Origin of the sequence: Bradyrhizobium sp. 482_C4_N1_8 (assembly GCF_052075965.1) — a bacterium.
GTDB lineage: Bacteria > Pseudomonadota > Alphaproteobacteria > Rhizobiales > Xanthobacteraceae > Bradyrhizobium > Bradyrhizobium barranii.
This window is the reverse complement of sequence record NZ_CP197231.1, coordinates 6,682,435-6,701,733: the sequence shown is the minus strand read 5'-3', so window position 1 is coordinate 6,701,733 and position 19,299 is coordinate 6,682,435. Positions and strand designations below refer to the sequence as shown.

15 protein-coding genes and 1 pseudogene are annotated in these 19,299 nt (G+C 64.2%); 3 read left to right on the top strand and 13 right to left on the bottom strand.

What is annotated here, in order from left to right:
• Positions 1 to 4: 4 nt before the first annotated feature.
• The 3 genes and pseudogenes from AB7Z56_RS31865 to ispH form a co-directional block, all read right to left on the bottom strand.
• A pseudogene (locus AB7Z56_RS31865) lies at positions 5 to 250 on the bottom strand (ROK family protein); the annotation flags it as partial.
• A 68-nt stretch (positions 251 to 318) separates the two neighbouring features.
• The gene (gene hpnH, locus AB7Z56_RS31860) at positions 319 to 1,479 is read right to left on the bottom strand and encodes an adenosyl-hopene transferase HpnH (protein WP_063984632.1); all 1,161 of its coding nucleotides are present in this window, start codon (positions 1,477 to 1,479) and stop codon (positions 319 to 321) included.
• A 35-nt stretch (positions 1,480 to 1,514) separates the two neighbouring features.
• On the bottom strand, positions 1,515 to 2,441 hold the full coding sequence (ispH, locus tag AB7Z56_RS31855) for a 4-hydroxy-3-methylbut-2-enyl diphosphate reductase (protein WP_063984631.1): 927 nt from the start codon (positions 2,439 to 2,441) through the stop codon (positions 1,515 to 1,517).
• 462 nt (positions 2,442 to 2,903) lie between these two features.
• Here ispH and AB7Z56_RS31850 point away from each other — a divergent pair, with 462 nt between their 5' ends.
• A complete protein-coding gene (locus tag AB7Z56_RS31850) occupies positions 2,904 to 5,492 on the top strand; it encodes an MMPL family transporter (RefSeq protein ID WP_063984630.1) in 2,589 nt (862 codons plus the stop codon).
• On the opposite strand, the gene AB7Z56_RS31845 is transcribed toward AB7Z56_RS31850, so the two are convergent.
• A complete protein-coding gene (locus AB7Z56_RS31845; protein ID WP_063984629.1) occupies positions 5,460 to 6,137 on the bottom strand; it encodes a DUF2147 domain-containing protein in 678 nt (225 codons plus the stop codon). The two genes, AB7Z56_RS31850 and AB7Z56_RS31845, sit on opposite strands and share 33 nt — an antisense overlap.
• A gap of 141 nt (positions 6,138 to 6,278) precedes the next feature.
• Between AB7Z56_RS31845 and hpnO the strand changes: the two genes are divergently transcribed.
• Entirely contained in the window at positions 6,279 to 7,670 is a 1,392-nt protein-coding gene (gene hpnO / locus AB7Z56_RS31840) for an aminobacteriohopanetriol synthase HpnO (protein ID WP_028146959.1), read from the top strand.
• 113 nt (positions 7,671 to 7,783) lie between these two features.
• Here the strand turns inward: hpnO and AB7Z56_RS31835 are convergent, their stop codons facing one another.
• The 6 genes from AB7Z56_RS31835 to AB7Z56_RS31810 form a co-directional block, all read right to left on the bottom strand.
• Positions 7,784 to 8,551 (bottom strand): anti-sigma factor family protein, encoded by a 768-nt coding sequence (locus AB7Z56_RS31835; RefSeq protein WP_063984628.1) that lies wholly within the window; start codon positions 8,549 to 8,551, stop codon positions 7,784 to 7,786.
• Positions 8,548 to 9,096: a sigma-70 family RNA polymerase sigma factor gene (locus AB7Z56_RS31830; protein WP_028146963.1), complete on the bottom strand. Its 549-nt coding sequence runs from the start codon at positions 9,094 to 9,096 to the stop codon at positions 8,548 to 8,550. The genes AB7Z56_RS31835 and AB7Z56_RS31830 overlap by 4 nt, the downstream gene beginning before the upstream one ends.
• 142 nt (positions 9,097 to 9,238) lie before the next feature.
• The gene (locus AB7Z56_RS31825) at positions 9,239 to 9,562 is read right to left on the bottom strand and encodes a cupredoxin domain-containing protein (RefSeq protein ID WP_028146964.1); all 324 of its coding nucleotides are present in this window, start codon (positions 9,560 to 9,562) and stop codon (positions 9,239 to 9,241) included.
• 39 nt (positions 9,563 to 9,601) lie between these two features.
• Complete coding sequence (locus AB7Z56_RS31820) at positions 9,602 to 10,543, bottom strand: metallophosphoesterase family protein (RefSeq protein WP_063984627.1); 942 nt, start codon at positions 10,541 to 10,543, stop codon at positions 9,602 to 9,604.
• Positions 10,544 to 10,806: 263 nt separating this feature from the next.
• Entirely contained in the window at positions 10,807 to 11,688 is an 882-nt protein-coding gene (locus AB7Z56_RS31815; protein WP_063984626.1) for an alpha/beta fold hydrolase, read from the bottom strand.
• A 10-nt stretch (positions 11,689 to 11,698) separates the two neighbouring features.
• Positions 11,699 to 13,318, bottom strand: a complete 1,620-nt coding sequence (locus AB7Z56_RS31810) for a GMC family oxidoreductase (RefSeq protein WP_063984625.1) — start codon at positions 13,316 to 13,318, stop codon at positions 11,699 to 11,701.
• A 211-nt stretch (positions 13,319 to 13,529) separates the two neighbouring features.
• Between AB7Z56_RS31810 and AB7Z56_RS31805 the strand changes: the two genes are divergently transcribed.
• Positions 13,530 to 14,702: a M20 aminoacylase family protein gene (locus AB7Z56_RS31805; protein ID WP_063984624.1), complete on the top strand. Its 1,173-nt coding sequence runs from the start codon at positions 13,530 to 13,532 to the stop codon at positions 14,700 to 14,702.
• A 71-nt stretch (positions 14,703 to 14,773) separates the two neighbouring features.
• Here AB7Z56_RS31805 and AB7Z56_RS31800 read toward each other — a convergent pair whose 3' ends face one another.
• From AB7Z56_RS31800 to AB7Z56_RS31790, 3 genes are all read right to left on the bottom strand, one after another.
• Entirely contained in the window at positions 14,774 to 16,402 is a 1,629-nt protein-coding gene (locus tag AB7Z56_RS31800; RefSeq protein WP_063984623.1) for an inorganic phosphate transporter, read from the bottom strand.
• Between the two features lie 107 nt (positions 16,403 to 16,509).
• Positions 16,510 to 17,952, bottom strand: coding sequence for a UdgX family uracil-DNA binding protein (locus AB7Z56_RS31795; RefSeq protein WP_354095224.1), 1,443 nt, complete (start codon positions 17,950 to 17,952; stop codon positions 16,510 to 16,512).
• Entirely contained in the window at positions 17,952 to 19,187 is a 1,236-nt protein-coding gene (locus AB7Z56_RS31790; protein WP_231144422.1) for a putative DNA modification/repair radical SAM protein, read from the bottom strand. Before AB7Z56_RS31790 ends, AB7Z56_RS31795 begins: the two co-directional genes overlap by 1 nt.
• Positions 19,188 to 19,299 lie beyond the last annotated feature (112 nt).

Here is a 19,299-nt window from a genome sequence, read left to right as displayed (position 1 = left end):
CTACTCACTCGGTCGCCTCCATGCGGTTTCGGTCCACGACCCACAGCGTCCGTCGCATCATGCCTTCGACAATTGCCGCCGACTCGCTTGGAAGCAGATAGATCGCCGTGGACTTGAGCAGCCATGGCAACACCGCTTGCTCGAGCCGCTCCTCATAGGCGCGGCGCATCATGTCGAATGCCTGCAGGCCGGGTCCCGCCAGGATCACATGGTGTGGGCGCAGCACGGATATCGTTGCCGCGGGGCGTTCGCGCCGAAGATGAAAAGGCCCGGTCGCGGTGGCGACCGGGCCTTTTTCGTTCGTACCGACTCGCGTGCTTACGCGGCAGTCGAAGCCTTGCGGGCCGCCTTCTCCTGCGCCGCGGCCGCCTCGTCCTTGCGGATCTCCGACAGGCGCTTCTGCACTTCCGCCGAGAAGATGTACTGCGCCGGACGCTGCTTGGTCATGTCGATCTCGGGCGCCATCGGGCCCGTGGTCCTGATCCCGCGCAGCGACACCCACATCGCCTTCAGCGGGTGGCTGATGGCAGCGGTCGCAGCCGTCGGCTCGTAGCCGCAATGGGCCATACAGTCGGCGCACTTCTCGTACTTGCCGGTGCCGTAGGTTTCCCAATCGGTGGTGTCCATCAGCTCCTTGAAGGTCTTGGCATAGCCTTCACCGAGCAGATAGCAGGGCTTCTGCCAGCCGAAGATGTTGCGCGCGGGCATGCCCCACGGCGTGCACTCGTATTCCTGGTTGCCGGCGAGGAAGTCCAGGAACAGGCCGGAATGCATGAAGTTCCACTTCTTGCCCTTGCCCATCGCGAAGACGTCGCGGAACAGCTTCTTGGTCTTGGTGCGGTTGAGGAAGTGCTCCTGGTCCGGCGCACGCTCATACGCATAGCCCGGCGACATCGAGACGCCGACACCGAGCTCGACGGTGAGGTCGAGGAATTTCGCGATCTCCTCGGCCGGATGGCCGTCGAAGATGGTGGCGTTGACGTTGACGGTGAAGCCGCGCGCCTTGGCCGCCTTGATCGCGGAGACGGCGCGGTCGAACACGCCCTTCTGCGACACAGCCTTGTCGTGATGGTCCTTCAGGCCGTCGAGATGCACGGAGAAGAACAGGTACGGGGAGGGCGTGAACAGGTCGAGCTTCTTCTCGAGCAGCAGCGCGTTGGTGCAGAGCGAGACGAACTTCTTGCGTTCGACCAGGCCACGCACGATCTCGCCGATCTCCTTGTGGATCAGCGGCTCGCCGCCGGGAATGGCGACCATCGGCGCGCCGCACTCGTCGGCCGCGTCCCAGCACTCCTGGGCGGTCATGCGGCGGTTGAGGATCGCATCCGGATAATCGATCTTGCCGCAGCCGACGCAGGCGAGGTTGCAGCGGAACAGCGGCTCCAGCATCAGCACGAGCGGATAGCGCTTGCGGCCAAGCAGTTTCTGCTTGAGCAAATAGCCGCCGATACGCATTTCCTTGAAGAAGGGGATAGCCATTACAAGTTTCTTTCTGGGCTAGGAATTCGGGTGGGTCAGCTCGCAGCCAGTTCGGCCGGAAGCCGGAATTCGATGTTTTCCTCGCGGCCCGGCAGCACCGAGACCTTGACTGGTCCGATCCGCCGCATCGCTTCGATCACGTCATCCACGAGTACCTCAGGCGCCGAAGCGCCGGCCGTGACGCCGACGGTCTTGGCATCTTTCAACCACTCCGGATTGAGCGCGCTGCCGTCGGCAATCAAATAACTCGCGACGCCGGCCTCAGTGCCGATTTCGCGGAGCCGGTTCGAGTTCGAGCTATTGGCAGCGCCCACCACCAAGATCACGTCGACCAGCTTGCTCAAGTCCCTTACCGCAGATTGGCGGTTCTGTGTCGCATAGCAGATATCCCGGATATCCGGGCCTTGAATATCTGTAAAGCGGGCCTGGAGGGCCGCAATAATGTCCTTGGTGTCGTCGACCGACAGGGTGGTCTGGGTGATGTAGGCCACTGGCGTATCCGCCTGCAGCGTCAAGGCCTTAACCTCTTCAACGCTTTGGACAAGCAGCACCGGGGCGGGAACCTGGCCCATCGTGCCCTCGACCTCGGGGTGGCCGGCATGGCCGATCAGGATCAGGGTGCGGCCCCTGGAGATGTAGCGTTTCCCCTGATTGTGAACTTTCGTGACCAGGGGGCAGGTGGCATTGAGCACCGGAAGGTCGCGCGCGGCAGCCTCTTCCTCGACGCTGCGGGCGACGCCATGGGCACTGAAAACGGTCACGGCTTTCGGCGGAACCTCGGACAGTTCCTCGACGAAGATCGCGCCCTTGTTCTTCAGGCTCTCGACCACGTACTTGTTGTGCACGATCTCGTGGCGCACGTAGACGGGCGGGCCGTACTTCTCCAGCGCCCGTTCCACGATCTCGATCGCACGCACCACGCCCGCGCAAAAGCCGCGCGGCTGCGCTAGATAAACTTCCATAGGACGCCCATCACGCAATTTGCACCAATCCGCTTCTCAAGTCCCCGGCGGCACTTCGATACTGTCCAATGAGTTGCAATAACCGCACCATTGGTTTCGCGCACGCGGTAACCGCCCACCCTACTTGGGCCCCGGCGCATGGAGGCACAGCACTTTGTGTCAAAAAATCGGCAAAAAGGAAAGACCGGATGAAACCCTGGTTCCGTTACCGTGCGCATCCGCGGTATTATAATAGGGCATGCGCTCTGAGCAAAATGGCGACATTTGTGCTCACCGCTTCGCCACTTTCCCGCCTCAAGTCACCGGCTATACCGACCGCCCCGCATGATTTTGCCTAGGTCTGTCGCCGTTTACCTCGAACCTTCGTGCGGCGAGAACCACTCAAAACAGCAATAGGTTTCGCCGGGGAACTCCGATAAACAGCGGGCGTTTCCGGCAAGCTGTTAACCGCAGAAAGAAAAGATGCTGCAAAGCGTAGTCGTTGCCATCGTCAGGGCCTGCACCCGGTTTGCCTCCCTCGTCGTCGTTCTCGGGCTCCTGCTTTCGGTCGGGGCGGGCTATTACACGTCTAAGCATTTCGCCATCAACACCGACATCAATTCGCTGATTGCCCAGAATTTGGACTGGCGCCAGCGCGACCAGCAGTTCGACCGTGCCTTCGACCGCGACGCGACGATTCTCGCGGTCGTCGAGGCCAGGACGCCGGAGATGGCGACCGCGGCAGCGGATGCGCTCTTCGCCAAGCTGAAGGACAACAAGACCGACTTCCAGTCGATGCAGCAGCTCGGCACCGGCGAGTTCTTTGAGAAGAACGGCTTGCTGTTCCTGCCGACCGAAGAGGTCGGCAAGATCACCAGCCAGTTCGAATCTGCAGCGCCCCTGGTCGAGATCATGGCCGGTGATCCCTCGATCCGCGGCCTGACCGGCGCGCTGGAGACGGGACTTGCCGGCGTCAAGCGCGGCCAGGTCAAGCTCGACAATACCGCGCGGCCCTTCAATCAGATCGCGCAAACGGTCGAGACCGTGCTCAACAAGGGCAAAGCGAGCTTCTCCTGGCGTGAGCTCGTCAGCGACGAGCCGCTGACGGATTCCGATAAGCGCGCCTTCATCGAGTTCAAGCCGATCCTGGACTACAACGCGCTGGAGCCCGGCAAGGGCGCCACCGACGCGATCCGCAAGGCGGCAGTTGATCTGGATTTTGCGAACAAGTACCAGGCACGAGTGCGACTGACCGGTCCGGTCCCGATCGCCAACGAGGAATACGCCACCGTCCAGGAAGGCGCCGTCGTCAACGGCGTCGGGACTGTGCTGGTCGTGCTGCTCATCCTGTGGATGGCGCTGCACTCGTCGAAGATCATTTTCGCGGTGTTCGTCAATCTCTTCGTCGGCCTTGCGCTGACGACCGCTGCCGGCCTGATGATGGTCGGCTCGTTCAATTTGCTGTCGATCGCGTTCGCCGTACTGTTCGTGGGACTGGGCGTCGATTTTGGTATCCAGTACAGCGTCCGCTACCGCTCGGAGCGCTACAAGCACAACGATCTCTCCGGCGCGCTGGTGCTTGCCGCCAAGCGCTCCGCGGTGCCGCTGTCGCTGGCGGCAATGGCGACCGCCGCCGGCTTCCTCTGTTTCCTGCCCACCGATTACAAGGGCATCTCCGAGCTCGGCCAGATCGCCGGCGTCGGCATGCTGGTGGCGTTCCTCTCCAGCATCACCGTACTGCCCGCAATGCTGAAGCTGTTGAACCCGCCCGGTGAGCAGGAGCCCGTCGGTTATGCCTTCCTGGCGCCGCTCGATTACTTTCTGGAGAAGCACCGTGTGCTGGTCGTGGGCGGCACGTTGCTGCTGGCGCTCGCCGGTCTGCCGCTGCTCTACTTCCTGAAGTTCGACTTCAACCCGATGAACCTGCGCAACCCGAAGGCCGAGTCGATCGCGACCTTCCTCGATTTGCGCAAGGATCCGAACACCGGCGCCAATGCCATCAACGTGATGACCACGTCCGAGGAGCAGGCGAGGCAGGTCGAGGCGAAGCTGGAGAAGGTGCCGGAGGTGCTGCGCGTGATGTCGCTCGACAGCTTCGTGCCGACCGACCAGGCGCCAAAGCTGAAGCTGCTCGCGCAGGGCGCCAAGGTGCTCAACCCCGCGCTCAATCCTGACCAGGTCGACGCTGCGCCAACGGACAAGGAAAACGTCGAGGCGTTGAAATCCTCGGTCGACAATCTGCGCCGGACCGCCGGTGACACGAAGGGCCCGGGCGCCGTCGCCTCGCGCCGGCTGGCGGACGCGCTCGAAAAGCTCGCCAATGGCGACGAGGCCACGCGGAACAAGGCGCAGGACGTGTTCGTCACGCCGCTGAAGATCGCGTTCGGCCAGCTCAGGAACGCGATGCAGGCCGGGCCGGTCACCCTGGCCTCACTGCCCCCCGAGCTCGTCAGCGCCTGGAAGAGCAAGGACGGGATCATCCGCGTCGAGGCGCAGCCGAAGGGCGATCCCAATGACAACGACACGCTGCGCAAATTTGCAGCCGCCGTGCTCGCTGCCGAGCCGACCGCGATCGGCGGGCCGGTCTCGATCCTGAAATCCGGTGACACCGTGGTGAAGGCGTTCATCCACGCCGGCATCTACGCGCTGCTGGTGATCGGCCTGTTGCTTTGGATCACGCTGCGGCGGTTCGTCGACGTGCTGATGACGCTGGTGCCGCTGCTGGTCGCCGGCGCGGTTACGCTCGAAATCTGCGTGTTGATCGGCCTGCCGCTCAACTTCGCCAACATCGTCGCGTTCCCGCTGCTGCTCGGCGTCGGCGTCGCCTTCAAGATCTATTATGTCGTGGCCTGGCGCTCTGGCAGGACAAACCTGCTGCAGACCAGCCTGACGCGCGCAATCTTTTTCAGCGCGCTGACGACGGCGACCGCGTTCGGCAGCCTGTGGCTGTCGAGCCACCCCGGAACGTCCAGCATGGGCAAGCTGCTCGCACTCTCGCTGGTGACGACGCTTGCCGCAGTGCTGCTGTTCCAGCCGGCCCTAATGGGCAAACCCCGCAATCTCAGGGAGTAGGCAGATGTCGCCGACCGGGTCGGCGGCGTTCTTCTGACCGGGCTTGGCGGTGGTAGCGGTCTTCTGGGCTGCGGGGGCAGGGGCCGGCGCTGGGGCGCTGGCGCCGGTCGTGCCGCCTGTTGTCGGGCCGCCTGTGGTGCCGCCGTTGTTGCCTTGGACTTTCGGCGCCGCGCCGGTGGGCTTTGGCGCGCCCTTGGCCATGGCGTTGGCGGTGCTCAAAGGAATCGGCGGGGCGACGCGGGTCCAGGTCTCGCCGCCGCAGAGGAAGCCCATCACGCAGCCCTTGATTTCGAGCTGGTCGGTGCCGACGGTCGTGATGGTTGCGCTGTAGAGCTGGCCGTCCTTGGCGTTGTAGACCTGCCCTTCCCACTGATCGACGCCGGGCTTCTTCTTCATGTCGATCAGGGTCGCCATGCCCAGCGTCGGCCTGGTCTTTTTCGACGCATCCGGATTGTATTCATCGCGGCCGCCGGGCTGCTTTTCCCAGGAAACCGCGCCCCACATGCTGCCATTGCATTGGGCGACACGAATGTTGGCGACGGCGTCGGCGACCCGCCAGTCGCCGGTGGGATCGGCGGCGAGCGCGGGTGTCAGGCAGGTGTAACCACCAGCCAGTATTAGTCCGGTGTAAAGGGCTAAACGCATGATAGTTCCTTGGCAGTGCAACATGGTTTAAAGCTGTGCTTGCGAAGATGGTCCGAAAAAGGGCAAAAGGCCGCACAGACCGTTTTCGGTAACGGTCCCTTTTCAGTTGACGAGCCGGCCCTCAAGCGAAGTATGTAGCGGATGCACAGCCCAAATCCAGACATGTCTCAGCTATTCGCGGACCGTCAGGCCCAGCGCAGCACCCTGCATAATCGGTATCTGAACGAGCAGTTCGTTCGGGTTCTCAAGACCATCGGCTACGATGTCGGCTTCCAGAAGGGGCAGGGGCAGTACCTCTACGATCGCGAGGGGGCGCGCTATCTCGACCTGCTGTCCGGCTTTGGCGTGTTCGCGATCGGGCGCAATCACCCCGTCATGCGCGAGGCGCTCAAGAGCGTGCTCGATGCCGACCTGCCCAATCTGGTCCAGTTCGACGTCTCGGTGCTCGCCGGCGTGCTCGCCGAGCGGCTGCTGAAATACGTCCCCTATCTCGACAAGGCGTTCTTCGCCAATTCCGGCGCCGAATGCGTCGAAGCGGCAATCAAGTTCGCGCGCGGCGCCACCGGCCGTCCCGGCATCGTCTATTGCGCCCACGGCTATCATGGCCTGACCTACGGCGCGCTGTCGCTGACAGGTGATTCGAACTTCCGCACCGGCTTCGAGCCGCTGCTGCCCGGCTGCACCTCAATTCCGTTCAACGACCTCGCCGCGCTCGAAAAGGCGCTGGCCTCGCGCGAGGTCGCGGCCTTCGTCGTCGAGCCGATCCAGGGCAAGGGCGTCAACATGCCCACCGACGAGTTCCTGCCGGGCGCTGCCGCGCTCTGCAAGAAATACGGCACGCTGTTCGTCGCCGACGAGATCCAGACCGGCATGGGCCGCACCGGCCGATTCCTGGCGGTCGAGCACTGGAACGTCGAGCCCGACATGGTGCTGCTGTCGAAGTCGCTGTCCGGCGGCCACGTGCCGGTCGGTGCCGTGCTGACGCGCAAGAGCATCTTCGACAAGATCTTCAACCAGATGGACCGCGCGGTGGTGCACGGCTCCACCTTCTCCAAGAACGATCTGGCGATGGCCGCGGGCATCGCGACGCTCGACGTCATGGAGTCCGAGAAGCTGATCGAGTCCGCCGCCAAGCGCGGCGCCGAGCTGCGCCTGGCGCTGACGCGCATGGTGCCCGGCTACGAGCTGATGAAGGAAGTGCGCGGCAAGGGCCTGATGATCGGCGTCGAGTTCGGCCCGCCGAAGTCGCTGCGGCTCCGGGCGTCCTGGAACGTGCTGGAAGCTGCCAACAAGGGCCTGTTCTGCCAGCTCATCACCGTGCCGCTGTTCAAGGACCACAAGATCCTCACGCAGGTCGCCGGTCACGGCAGCCACACCATCAAGCTGCTGCCGCCGCTCACCATCACCGAGGAAGACTGCGGCTGGATCGAGCGCGCCTTCGACGACGTCATCGCCGGCAGTCACAAGGTCCCCGGCGCGATCTGGTCGCTCGGCAAGACGCTGGTGGACAACGCGGTGCGGCGGTCGGCGTAAATTCGCCGATCTATCTCAGCAATCGTCATTGCGAGCGAAGCGAAGCAATCCAGTATCCCTCTGCGGATGCGGGCTGGATTGCTTCGCTCCGCTCGCAATGACGCTGGTTTCAGTTACCCCTCCACATTCGCCTTCATCGCCGCCTCGAACTTGTCGACGAATTCGGCGAGCTCGTCGGCGCCGATATCGCTGACGGCCCAGAAGTTCAGGCCGCGATTGCCCCAGCGGCGGCAGTTGAAGCCCTGCATGGTCTCGGTCTTCGGCGCGCGATATTCCGCGTTCGATGTCTGCGATACGAACAAATTGATCACGTGCTGCCGGCGCTTGTAGACGACGGCGCCGATGGCGCGGGCGTCGATATAGTCGAGCCGGCCGCCGACCAGCGTGAAGCCTTGCGCGGTGAGATCGATCACGGGCGGGGCGACGTCGAGCTTGCCGTTGAACCACGGCTTCACGGTGTGCTGGTCGGTGGAAACCACGTCGATGAGGTGGCCGGCTTGAAGCGAGCGCAGATGCGCGGAGACGACCTCCGACAGGATGCGCTGCTGGTCGTCCTGGCGCAGCACCACGGCGACGACGCCGGAGGCGGCGAGCGCGGAGACGGCAGAGCCCATCGCAAAGCCGCGCAGCACGGAGCGGCGGGTCGGTTGCCGGCGCTGCGGCTGTGGCAGCGAGGCTTCGATCCGGGCGCGCAGGCTAGCCGGCGCAGCATAGCGCAAATCGGTGTCGGCGAGCACGCGCTGCATCTCGCGTTGTGCGGCAAACTCCGCGGCGCAGTCCGGGCAACTGGCAATGTGGGCTTCGACCTCGCGCGCGTGGCCAGCATCGAGCTCGTTGTCGAGCAGCGCGTGAAGCAGGATTTTTGCTTCGTCGCAGGTCATCGAGAGTGCTCCTCTTCCGCCGTCCAGGCCGCGCGCAGCATGGCGCGGGCGCGGGCGAGGCGGGACATCACGGTGCCGACGGGGGCGCCGACGGCCTCGGCGATTTCACGATAGGACAGGTTGTTGATCTCCCGCAGCACGAATGTTTCCTTGAACGGTTCGGCGAGCGCGTCGATCAGCTTGCGGATGGCGCCGGCATCGCGGCTGCGCAGCACTTCGGTCTCGGGGCTCGCCTCGCTCTCCTGCCAGATCGGCGTCTGCTCGGCGGCGCCGGGCGTATCCTCGATCGCGCTGGGCCTGTGCGCGCGCCGCGCGTATTCGGCGTTGCAGACGTTGCGCAGGATCGCGAACAGCCAGGGCTTCATCGCCGGTCCGCGATAGCTGTCGAAGTGCTTCAGCGCGCGGAGATAGCACTCCTGCACCGCGTCCTCGGCATCAGAGGCATCGCGCAGCAGATAGCGCGCGAGCGTGTAGACGTCGTCGAGATAGGGCAGCGCGGCTTCGCGGAAGCGCTGCGCCTTCTGCAAATCGTCGTTGGCGGGCATCGCTCCTCGCTTTGCCTCTTGTTCTGCGCGTCGCGTTGTTTCGTCCCTGTTTGTTTCGTCCCCGTGTGTGACGGAAGGCACACGAGCCCGGCCGGCGTGGGACCACCGGCCGGGCAAGACGTTGATGCCTTGGTTTGAGACGTTACTCAACCTTGATCATCCCCGTCATGTGCGGGTGCAACGAACAAAAATATTTGTAGTCGCCCGCATTGGTGAAGGTGAACGAGAACTTGTCGTCGGTGTCCAGGGCCTTGGACCTGAACTTGCCGGCCGACACCACGGTGTGGGGGATGTCGTCCCGGTTGGTCCAGGTCACGGTGGTGCCGAGCTTGATCTTCAACTCGGCCGGCTGGAAAACGAAATTGTCGATATGCACTTCCATGTCGTCGGCACGGGCCGTCGTTGCGGGCAACAGGATGGCCGCGACCACGGCGACACCGAAGTCGCGGCGATTGAGTGTTTTCATTGTCAGCTTCCGTTCAGCCTTTTTCCGTTCAATCTTGGATCAACCCTGCAGTGGCGTGTCGATGATCGCGAGCCGCTGCTCGTTCTGCTTGAAGTTGATGCTGGCGACGCCGAGCATGCCGCGCAGCTTTGCGTCCTCGACCTTCATTGGTCCGGGCGAGGGCGCGGTCCCCGGCGCGGGCTGCGGGAACGCAGTCGAGCGCGCGGTGTGGAAAGTGACGTTGCCCTCGACCTTCTGCATCACCTGATGGATATGGCCGTTCAGCACGGTGACGGAGCCGAAGCCTTTCACGTGTTCCAGCGCGCGGCCGCCGTCCTCGGTGCCCCAGCCCCATTCGGGATAGACCGTCCAAAGCGGGATATGCGCGAACAGCACGATCGGCGTCGATTTCGACTTGCCGCGCAGATCGTCCTCGAGCCAGGCGAGTTGCTCGGCGCCGAGATTGCCGAGACCGCCGCCCTTGAGGTCGACGACGTTGACGAGGCCGATGAAGTGTACGCCGCCGGCGTCGAACGAATACCAGCCTGCACCCTTGGTGCCGCGGCCGTAACGCTCGCGATAGAATTTCACCTCCTCGTCGAGAAAGTCATGCTCGCCAGGCACGTAGTGCACGTCGAGCTTGCTCTGCGAGATGATGCGGTCGGCATTGTCGAACTCGGCGGCCTTCGACAGGTGCGTGATGTCGCCGGTGTGGATCATGAAGGAGGGTTTTGCCGGCATTGCGTTGATCTTGTTGATGGCCTCCTCCAGCGTGCCGAGCGCGTTGGGGTTCGCCGGCTTGTCGAAGCCGACATGGCTGTCGCTGATCTGGAGGAAGGTCATGCCGGGCGCGGCCGCGGTCGCGGCCTGCGCGGAATCGATGATGCCGAGCGAGCGCGGCACGCCGCCCGTGATGGTCCAGAGCACCCCGGTGCCGGCCCAGGTCATGCATTCCAGCACCTTGCGGCGGCTGACGCCGTCCCCGTGATCGTGTCCGCTCATCGCACGTCTCCACTTCGCCCGGAATTGGGCTTCGGGGAGGTGATTGGGGGAGGGGGAGACTTATTCCCGGATGCGATGACGTTTTCGTGAGGTGGTAGGGTCTCGTGTCCCGGACGCGGTGCAGCGCCCAAAAGCGCGTTCACGCGCGTCTTCGACGCGCTATGGCGGTGCGCCGCAGAGCCGGGACCCACGCGGCTCGGGTTGTCTGGGCCCCGGCTCTGCGCAGCAGCGTTGCACGCTGCAGCGCGTCCGGGGCGCGAGACTTATTTCGCGAATTCCCGCACGGCGGCTACCACGCGTTCCGGCACTTCCTGCGCCACGCAGTGCCCGGCACCCTCAAAGACCATCGTGCTGACACGCGGAATCAGCGACACGGCGCGTCGCGCCATCTCCTTGTAGATCGGCCCCGACTTCGCGGCGGTCGCGACGCGGACGGGGCATTCGATCTCGGCGAGCCCTGCAAACGGGTTGCCGCGGGCATCGCCGACATAGACCTGCTCCATCGCCTCGTAGATCGGACGCAGGATTGCGAATTCGATCTCGGGCGTGCAGCAAAGCCGAACCCGGCCATTCTCCAGCGGTACGAAGCCGTGTTGGACATAGGCCCGGAGCGAGGTCTCGGTCCAATCGGCAAACGCCGGCGCAGCGCGGTAGCGCTCGAACACGGTGTCGGCACTGTCGAACTCGGCCCGCCGGCGCAGCGTGCCCTGGACGCGAGCGAGGGACTCTTCGTTCAATCCCCCGGGCCGCGCCGCGCGCGGGTCCATCACGGTCGGCTCCATCACGAACAGGCGTGTGAAGCGTCCGGGCCGAAGTTTCGTCGCGAGCAGAAGATCGGTCGCGCCGGCGCTGTGGCCGATGCCATAGACGTCGCGCAGATCGAGCGCATCGATCACCCGGCAGACATCCTCGGCATAATCAAGGAAATGATAGGCATCGGGCTTGTGGCTCGCGCCGTGGCCGCGGCGGTCGAGCGCATAGACGGTGTAGCTCGATGCAAGCTCGCGCGCGACCTCGTCCCAGACGTCGGCGACGAAACCGGTGCCGTGCACGAGCAGCGCGGGCGGCCTCCCGCTCTCGCCCCATTGCAGCATGGCGATCTCTGTGTCGGCCGGGCCGATTGAAAAGAGATGCGGGCTGATCATGGTTGGGGCGCTACTTCGCATCCTCCAAAATCATCGTCGCACCCTTCTCGGCGATCATCGCGGTCGGCGTGTTGGTATTGCCTGACGTTATCGTCGGCATGATCGACGCGTCGATAATGCGCAGGCCGCTCAGGCCGTAGAAACGCAGCCGCTCGTCCACCACCGCCATCGGATCATTCGCCGCGCCCATCTTCGCGGTGCCGACGGGATGGAAGATGGTGGTGCCGATGTCGCCGGCGGCCTTGGCGAGCGAGGCATCGTCGTCGCCGACGGTGGGGCCGGGCAGATATTCGCTCGGGCGATATTTGGCGAGCGCCTTCTGCTGCATCAGTCGCCGCGTGGTCCGGATGGCGTCGGCGCCGACCTGGCGGTCGTCGTCGGTCGACAAATAGTTCGGCGCAATGATCGGCTTCTCGTCCGCGCTCGCCGAGCGCAGCCGCACCGTGCCGCGCGAGGTCGGCTGCAGATTGCAGGCGCTCACCGTGATCGCGGGGAAGCGGTGCAGGGGATCACCGAACTTGTCGAGCGACAGCGGCTGCACGTGGAACTGGATGTTGGCGCGGGCGCGCGTCGCGTCGGAGCGGGTGAAGATACCGAGCTGCGACGGCGCCATGGTCAGCGGTCCGCGACGGCGGAAGGCGTAGTCGAGCCCCATCAGGCCACGGCGGAACAAATTGTAGTAGGTCTCGTTCAGCGTGCGCACGCCCTCGACCTTGTAGATCGCGCGCTGCTGGAGGTGGTCCTGGAGGTTGCGACCGATTCCGGGCTTGTCCATCACGATGTCGATGCCGAGCGGCGACAGCCAGTCGGCGGGACCAATGCCGGAGCGATGCAGCACCTGCACCGAGCCGATGGAGCCTGCCGAGAGGATCACCTCGCGCTTGGCACGCGCCTCGATGACCTCGCCATTCTGGATGAAGCGCACGCCGACGGCGCGGCCCTGCTCGATGATGAGACGGTCGACCAGCACGTTCTTCTCGAGCCGCAGGTTGGGACGGTTCAGCGCCGGCTTGAGGAAGCCCCGTGCGGACGACCAGCGCCGACCGCGCTTCTGGTTGACGTGGAAATAGCTGGTGCCTTCGTTGTCGCCGGTGTTGAAATCGGGAATGCGCTTGATGCCCATCTCCTCGGCGGCGTCGCCGACGGCGTCGAGAACGGCCCATGACAGCCGTGGCGCCTCGATGCGCCAGCCGCCGCCGGTGCCATGATGCTCGCTCGCACCGAGGAAGTGATCTTCGAGTTTCTTGAACAGCGGCAGCACGTCGTCATAACCCCAACCGGTCATGCCGAGCTGGCGCCAGTGGTCGTAATCGGCGGCCTGTCCGCGCATCGAGATCATGGCGTTGATCGCCGAAGAGCCGCCGATCACCTTGCCGCGGGGATAGGCCAGCGAGCGGCCGTTCAGGCCCGGCTCCGCCTCGGTCTTGAACATCCAGTCCGAGCGCGGATTGCCGATCGCGAAGAGATAGCCGACCGGAATGTGGAACCAGATCCAGTTGTCGTCGCCGCCGGCTTCGAGAATGAGGACGCGATTCCCTGATACGGCCGAGAGGCGGTTGGCGATGATGCAGCCGGCCGTGCCGGCTCCGACGACAATGTAGTCAAACTCACCTTCGAGGCGCCTCGGCATTCAGCTTCCACCCAAACAGGCGTCATGCCCGGGCTTGTCCGGGGCATCCACGCGCTTTCCGTCCTAATAGTCAGACGTGGATGGCCAAGACAAGCTGGTGACAAGCCCGGCCATGACGAGAGCACAGGGGACCCTCGATCCACGGGAGTTAGGTGGACTGGTGCTTGCATGGTAGACAGTCCTGTATTCCCAACAAGGCTTGAGACCCTCCATGCCCATCGTGAACCGCGTCGCCGACCTCCAACCCGATATTCAGGCCTGGCGCCGGGACATCCACCAGCATCCGGAGCTGCTGTACGATGTTCACCGCACCGCAGCATTCGTTGCGGACCGGCTGCGCGAGTTCGGCTGCGACGAGGTTGTGACCGGCCTCGGGCAGACCGGCGTGGTCGGCGTGATCAAGGGCAGCAAGCCGGCCGGCGACGGGCTCAAGGTGATCGGCATGCGTGCCGACATGGACGCGCTGCCCGTCGACGAGCAGACCAACCTGCCTTACGCCTCCAAGACTCCGGGCAAGATGCACGCCTGTGGCCATGACGGCCACACCGCGATGCTGCTCGGTGCGGCCCGCTACCTCGCCGAGACCCGCAACTTCGCCGGCGATGCTGTGGTGATCTTCCAGCCTGCCGAGGAGGGCGGCGCCGGCGGCGCGGCCATGGTCAAGGACGGCCTGATGGAGCGCTTCGGCATCGAGCAGGTCTACGGCATGCACAACGGCCCGGGCATCCCGATCGGCTCGTTCGCGATCCGGCCGGGCCCGATCATGGCGGCGACCGACGAGGTCGACATCATGATCGAGGGCCTCGGCGGCCATGCCGCGCGTCCGCACAAGTGCATCGATTCCGTGCTGGTCGGCGCGCAGGTGATCACCGCGCTGCAGTCGATCGTCGCCCGCAGCGTCGATCCGCTGGAATCGGCCGTGATCTCGATCTGCGAATTCCACGCCGGCAATGCCCGCAACGTCATTCCGCAGACTGCGACGTTGAGGGGCACCATCCGCACGTTGTCGCCGGAGGTGCGCAAGCTGGTCGAGAAGCGCGTGCACGAAGTGGTGGCGGGCGTGGCGCAGATCACCGGTGCCAAGATCGACCTGCACTACAAGCGCAACTACCCTGTCGTGAACAACCACGCCGCGGAGACCGAGGTGGCGCGGCGCATCGCCAGGAACGTTGCCGGCGAGGCCAATGTGCACGAGATGCCGCCGCTGATGGGCGGCGAGGATTTCGCCTACATGCTGGAAGCGCGGCCCGGCGCGTTCATCTTCTGCGGCAACGGCGACAGCGCCGGTCTGCATCACCCCGCCTACAATTTCAACGACGAGGCGATCGTGTTCGGTACGTCCTATTGGGTCAAGCTGGTCGAGGAGTCGCTCGCGGCGTCTTAACGCCGAACCGAAGCACAAACGAAGAGGGCCCGTGCATCGCACGGGCCCTTTGTCTTTGCGGAATGATCGGCTCAGAAAATCTGCGAGAAGATCACATACAGCGTGGCCGACAGCGCGATCGCGCAGGGCAGCGTCAGCACCCAGGCCATCAGCAGGTTGCGGATGGTCGCCATCTGCAGGCCCGAGCCGTTCGCGGCCATGGTGCCGGCGACGCCGGACGACAGCACGTGGGTGGTCGAGACCGGCAGGCCGAACACGTCGGCGGCGCCGATCGTGGCGGCGGCGACCAGCTCGGCGGAGGCGCCCTGTGCGTAGGTGAGATGGGTCTTGCCGATCTTCTCACCGACGGTGACGACGATGCGCTTCCAGCCGACCATGGTGCCGAGGCCGAGCGCGATGGCGACGGCGACCTTCACCCAGGTCGGGATGAACTTCGTGGCGCTATCGAGGCCGCCCTTGTAGGCGTTCAAGGTCGCGACCTCTTCCTTGTTGAGGTCGTTTTCCTTGTCCTTCATCAGGAAGCGGATCGCTTCCGAGGTCAGGTACATGTCGTTACGGGTGTTGCCGACCACTTCCGCCGGTACCTTGTTGAGCGAGCCGTACTTCGCGACCTGGTCGCCGACATCCTTCACCAGCACCGACAGCGAGGGGTAGGTGCCTTCGCTGATGTGGTGCGAGGTGATGTACTGCGTCACCGCAGGACGGGGATCGCCGATGATCGAGTGACCGGCGCCCTTGGCCGCGATCACCTTGGAGGCTGCGTCCGAGACCTTCTGGAACTGGGCGACCTGGCTCTCCGGCAGCGCGCGGTTAAGCGCGTAAGCGGTCGGCACGGTGCCGATCAGGATCAGCATGATCAGGCCCATGCCCTTCTGGCCGTCGTTCGAGCCGTGGGCGAAGCTGACGCCGGTGCAGGTTGCGATCAGCAGGCCGCGGATCCACAGCGGCGGCGCCTTGTTGCCTTCGGGCGCGGCATAGAGCGCAGGGTTGCGCACGATGAACTTGAGCAGCAGCAGCAGCACGGCGGCGCAGATGAAACCGAACAGCGGCGACAGCAGCAGCGCGTAGCCGATCTCGGTGGCCTTGCTCCAGTCGACGCCCGAGGTGCCGTCGCGGCCGCGCATGACGGCATTGGCGATGCCGACGCCGATGATCGAGCCGATCAGCGTGTGCGAGGAGGAGGCGGGCAGGCCGAAATACCAGGTACCGAGGTTCCAGATGATCGCGGCGATCAAGAGTGCGAACACCATGGCGAAGCCGGCGCTGGAGCCGACCTGGAGGATCAGCTCGACCGGCAGCAGCGAGACGATGCCGAACGCGACCGCGCCGGAGGACAGCAGCACGCCGAGGAAGTTGAAGAAGCCCGACCACATCACCGCGAATTCAGCCGGCAGCGAATGGGTGTAGATCACGGTCGCCACCGCGTTGGCGGTGTCGTGGAAGCCGTTGACGAATTCGAAGCCGAGCGCGATCAGCAGCGCGACGAACAACAGGATGTAGGGCAGGAAGGTCGTCACCTTCGTGCCGGTCGCGTTGACGTCGACATAGATGCTGTAGGCAACGAACAGCAGGCCTGCGGCAAGGATGCCGAAGAACAGGATCATCGTGAGCGGGTTAAAACCCTTGTCGAGATTTGGCCTGGAAGCCGGCTGGACAGGCGTCGGATCGCCTACCGCACGGTCGAATGCAACATCTGTCATTTTTGGACGCCCCTTAACTAATTTGAAGGGCTATTGTCCGCGATGGATTTGAAGGCTGGATGACAGCTGCGTCGTAAAGTCGCTTTCCCTCCAGTATTTGCCAGTATTTAGGCGGCGCGTGCGGCTTTCTTCTGCAAGCCGGCGGCAATCTTCAGGTCTTCGACAAAGCGCTGATATTCCAGCACTTTGGCTTCCGGATCGGGCAGTCGGAGCAGATAGGACGGGTGCACCGTCACCAGCGCCTTGCGGCCGTCGGGCAGGTCTATGAGCCGGCCACGGGTCTTGCCGATCGGGATGATCTTGCCGAACACGCTTTGCGCGGCGGTGGCGCCCATTGCCACGATGAGCTCGGGCTGGATTGCCGAAACTTCCCGCTCGTACCATTGCCGGCACGCCCGGATCTCCGGCGTCGCCGGCTTCTGGTGCAGACGGATCTTTCCGCGCGGCACGAATTTGAAGTGCTTGACCGCGTTGGTGACGTAGACCTTGTTGCGGTCGACGCCGGCTTCCTGAAGCGCACGGTCGAGCATCTGGCCGGCCGGGCCGACGAAGGGGTGGCCGGCGAGGTCTTCCTTGTCGCCGGGCTGCTCGCCGACCAGCATGATGGTCGCGTCTTTCGGGCCCTCGCCGAACACGGTCTGCGTCGCGTCCTTGTAGAGCGGGCAGGCGCGGCAATGCGCGGCCTCCTCGCGGAGCGCTTCGAGATCGTCGGCAGCCAGCTTGCGTGGCATCGGAGCCTCCGGCCGCTTCTGGGGCTTGTGCGGATCGGTTGCGGCATTGGCGATCATGGCGCCGGTCATGCGCTCGGCGTCCTCGATCAAGGGCTTAATGATCGACGCCTCGGGCAGGTTCCTCCAGTATTTCTTCGGCATCTCCGTCTGCATTGCCTTCACCTTCAGCCGCGCCGGATTGAAGATGCTGGCGTAGTAGCGCCGCCAGGTTTCCTCCAACCGGTCTTCGCCGGGTGCTTCGTTCTTGCTCACGCCCGACGTGAACGAGAGCGCGTGGCCGTCCCAATGCGCACACAGATCGGGTGTCAGGATCGACCAGGGCATGTCGGCGAAGCGCTTGGCAAAGAACGGCGCGGCAAGCTCGACGATGTGATGCTCCGGCTCGAACCAGGCGACGTAATGCGCCGCGCGCTCGCGTCCGATCTCGCGGAAGCGCACGAAGGCATGCATCTTGTGCTCGTCGCGATGGACTGCTCTTGCCATGGCGGTGACTTGCGCGACATCGGGATCGGTCGCGACCTCGATGAGATCGTGATTGTCTTTCAAGCGCCAGAGCAGGCGATAGAGGATCGCAAAGCGCTCGCCGTCGCGATGCAGGATCGCGGCCTTGGCGAGCTCGACGAATTTTGCCGAGACGTTGAAGGTGCCGTCGTTCACCTCAAATATCGGAGACGGCGCGGGCGGTGCGAACAGCTCGGCTTCGCCGCCTTGTACGGTCCAGGTGGCATCGGTTGGCGGCACATGATGCAGCACGAGCGACCGCGCGGCTTTGCGCCAGCCGTCGAAATCGGTTTCGGTGTCGAGGGTGATGTACTGCATCAGAAGCCAAACCCCAGTTGTGTTGCCTTCGGCTTGAACCGTTCGATCAGCCGCGCCTCGTCGAGGCGGTGCGGCGCGGGGCGGTGATCGCTGAGGACGATGAAAGGCAGCGCCTTGTTGCGGGGCACGTGCAGCCGCGCGAGATCGGAGAGGCGGATCGTGGTGGTGCGCCGGGTCGCGATGATGCGTTCGACCGCCTTGGTGCCGAAGCCGGGCACGCGCAACAGCTCCTCGCGGCTGGCGCGGTTGACGTCGAGCGGGAAGCGGTCGCGATGGCGCAGCGCCCAGGCGAGCTTCGGATCGATGTCGAGCGGCAGCATCGCGTTGTCATCGACGATCTCCGCAACGTCGAAACCGTAGAACCGCATCAGCCAGTCGGCCTGGTAGAGCCGGTGCTCGCGCAGCAGCGGCGGCTGTACCAGAGGCAAAGCGCGGCTGGCATCGGGGATCGGGCTGAAGGCGGAGTAATAGACGCGCCGCAGCCTGTAGGAGCCATAGAGATTGGAGCTGGTGTGGAGAATGGTGTGATCGGAGGCCGCGTCGGCGCCGACGATCATCTGCGTGCTCTGTCCGGCGGGCGCGAAGCGCTGCGGCCTCGCCTTCGTCTTTGTGCTGCGGTTTTCCTCAGCCTCGTCGAGCTTCAGCCGCAGCCGGCCCATGGTGCGGCGGATCGCGCGCACATCCTTTTCCGGTGCGTATTGCTGCAGGCTCGTCTCCTCAGGCATCTCGATGTTGATGGAGAGGCGATCTGCATATTTGCCGGCTTCCGCGATCAGCGCGTCGTCGGCCTCGGGAATGGTCTTGAGATGGATGTAGCCGCGAAAGTGATGCTCCTCGCGCAGTTTGCGCGCGACGCTGACCACCTGCTCCATGGTGTAGTCGGGGCTGCGGATGATGCCGGAGGAGAGAAACAAGCCCTCGATGTAATTGCGCCGGTAGAAGTCGAGCGTGAGCTTGACCACTTCGTCGATGGTGAAGCGGGCACGCGGCACGTTGGAAGAGGCGCGGTTGACGCAATAAAGGCAGTTGTAATTGCAGGCGTTGGTCAGGAGCACTTTGAGCAGCGAGATGCAGCGTCCGTCCGGCGCGTAGGAATGGCAGATGCCCATGCCCGGTGCGGTCGAGCCCATGCCCTTGCCGTCGCTGGAATCCCGCTTCTCGGTGCCGCTGGAGGCGCACGACGCATCGTATTTGGCGGCATCAGCCAGAATCTCCAGCTTGCGTTGTACGTCCATCGTGGAATCCCTTTGATTCAGCTTACGAATCCGGATGAGCACCAATTCGATTGACTCCCCGGCCGCTGTTAGCTTTATATTAGAACATATCATGAACAAATGAGCCAGCCGC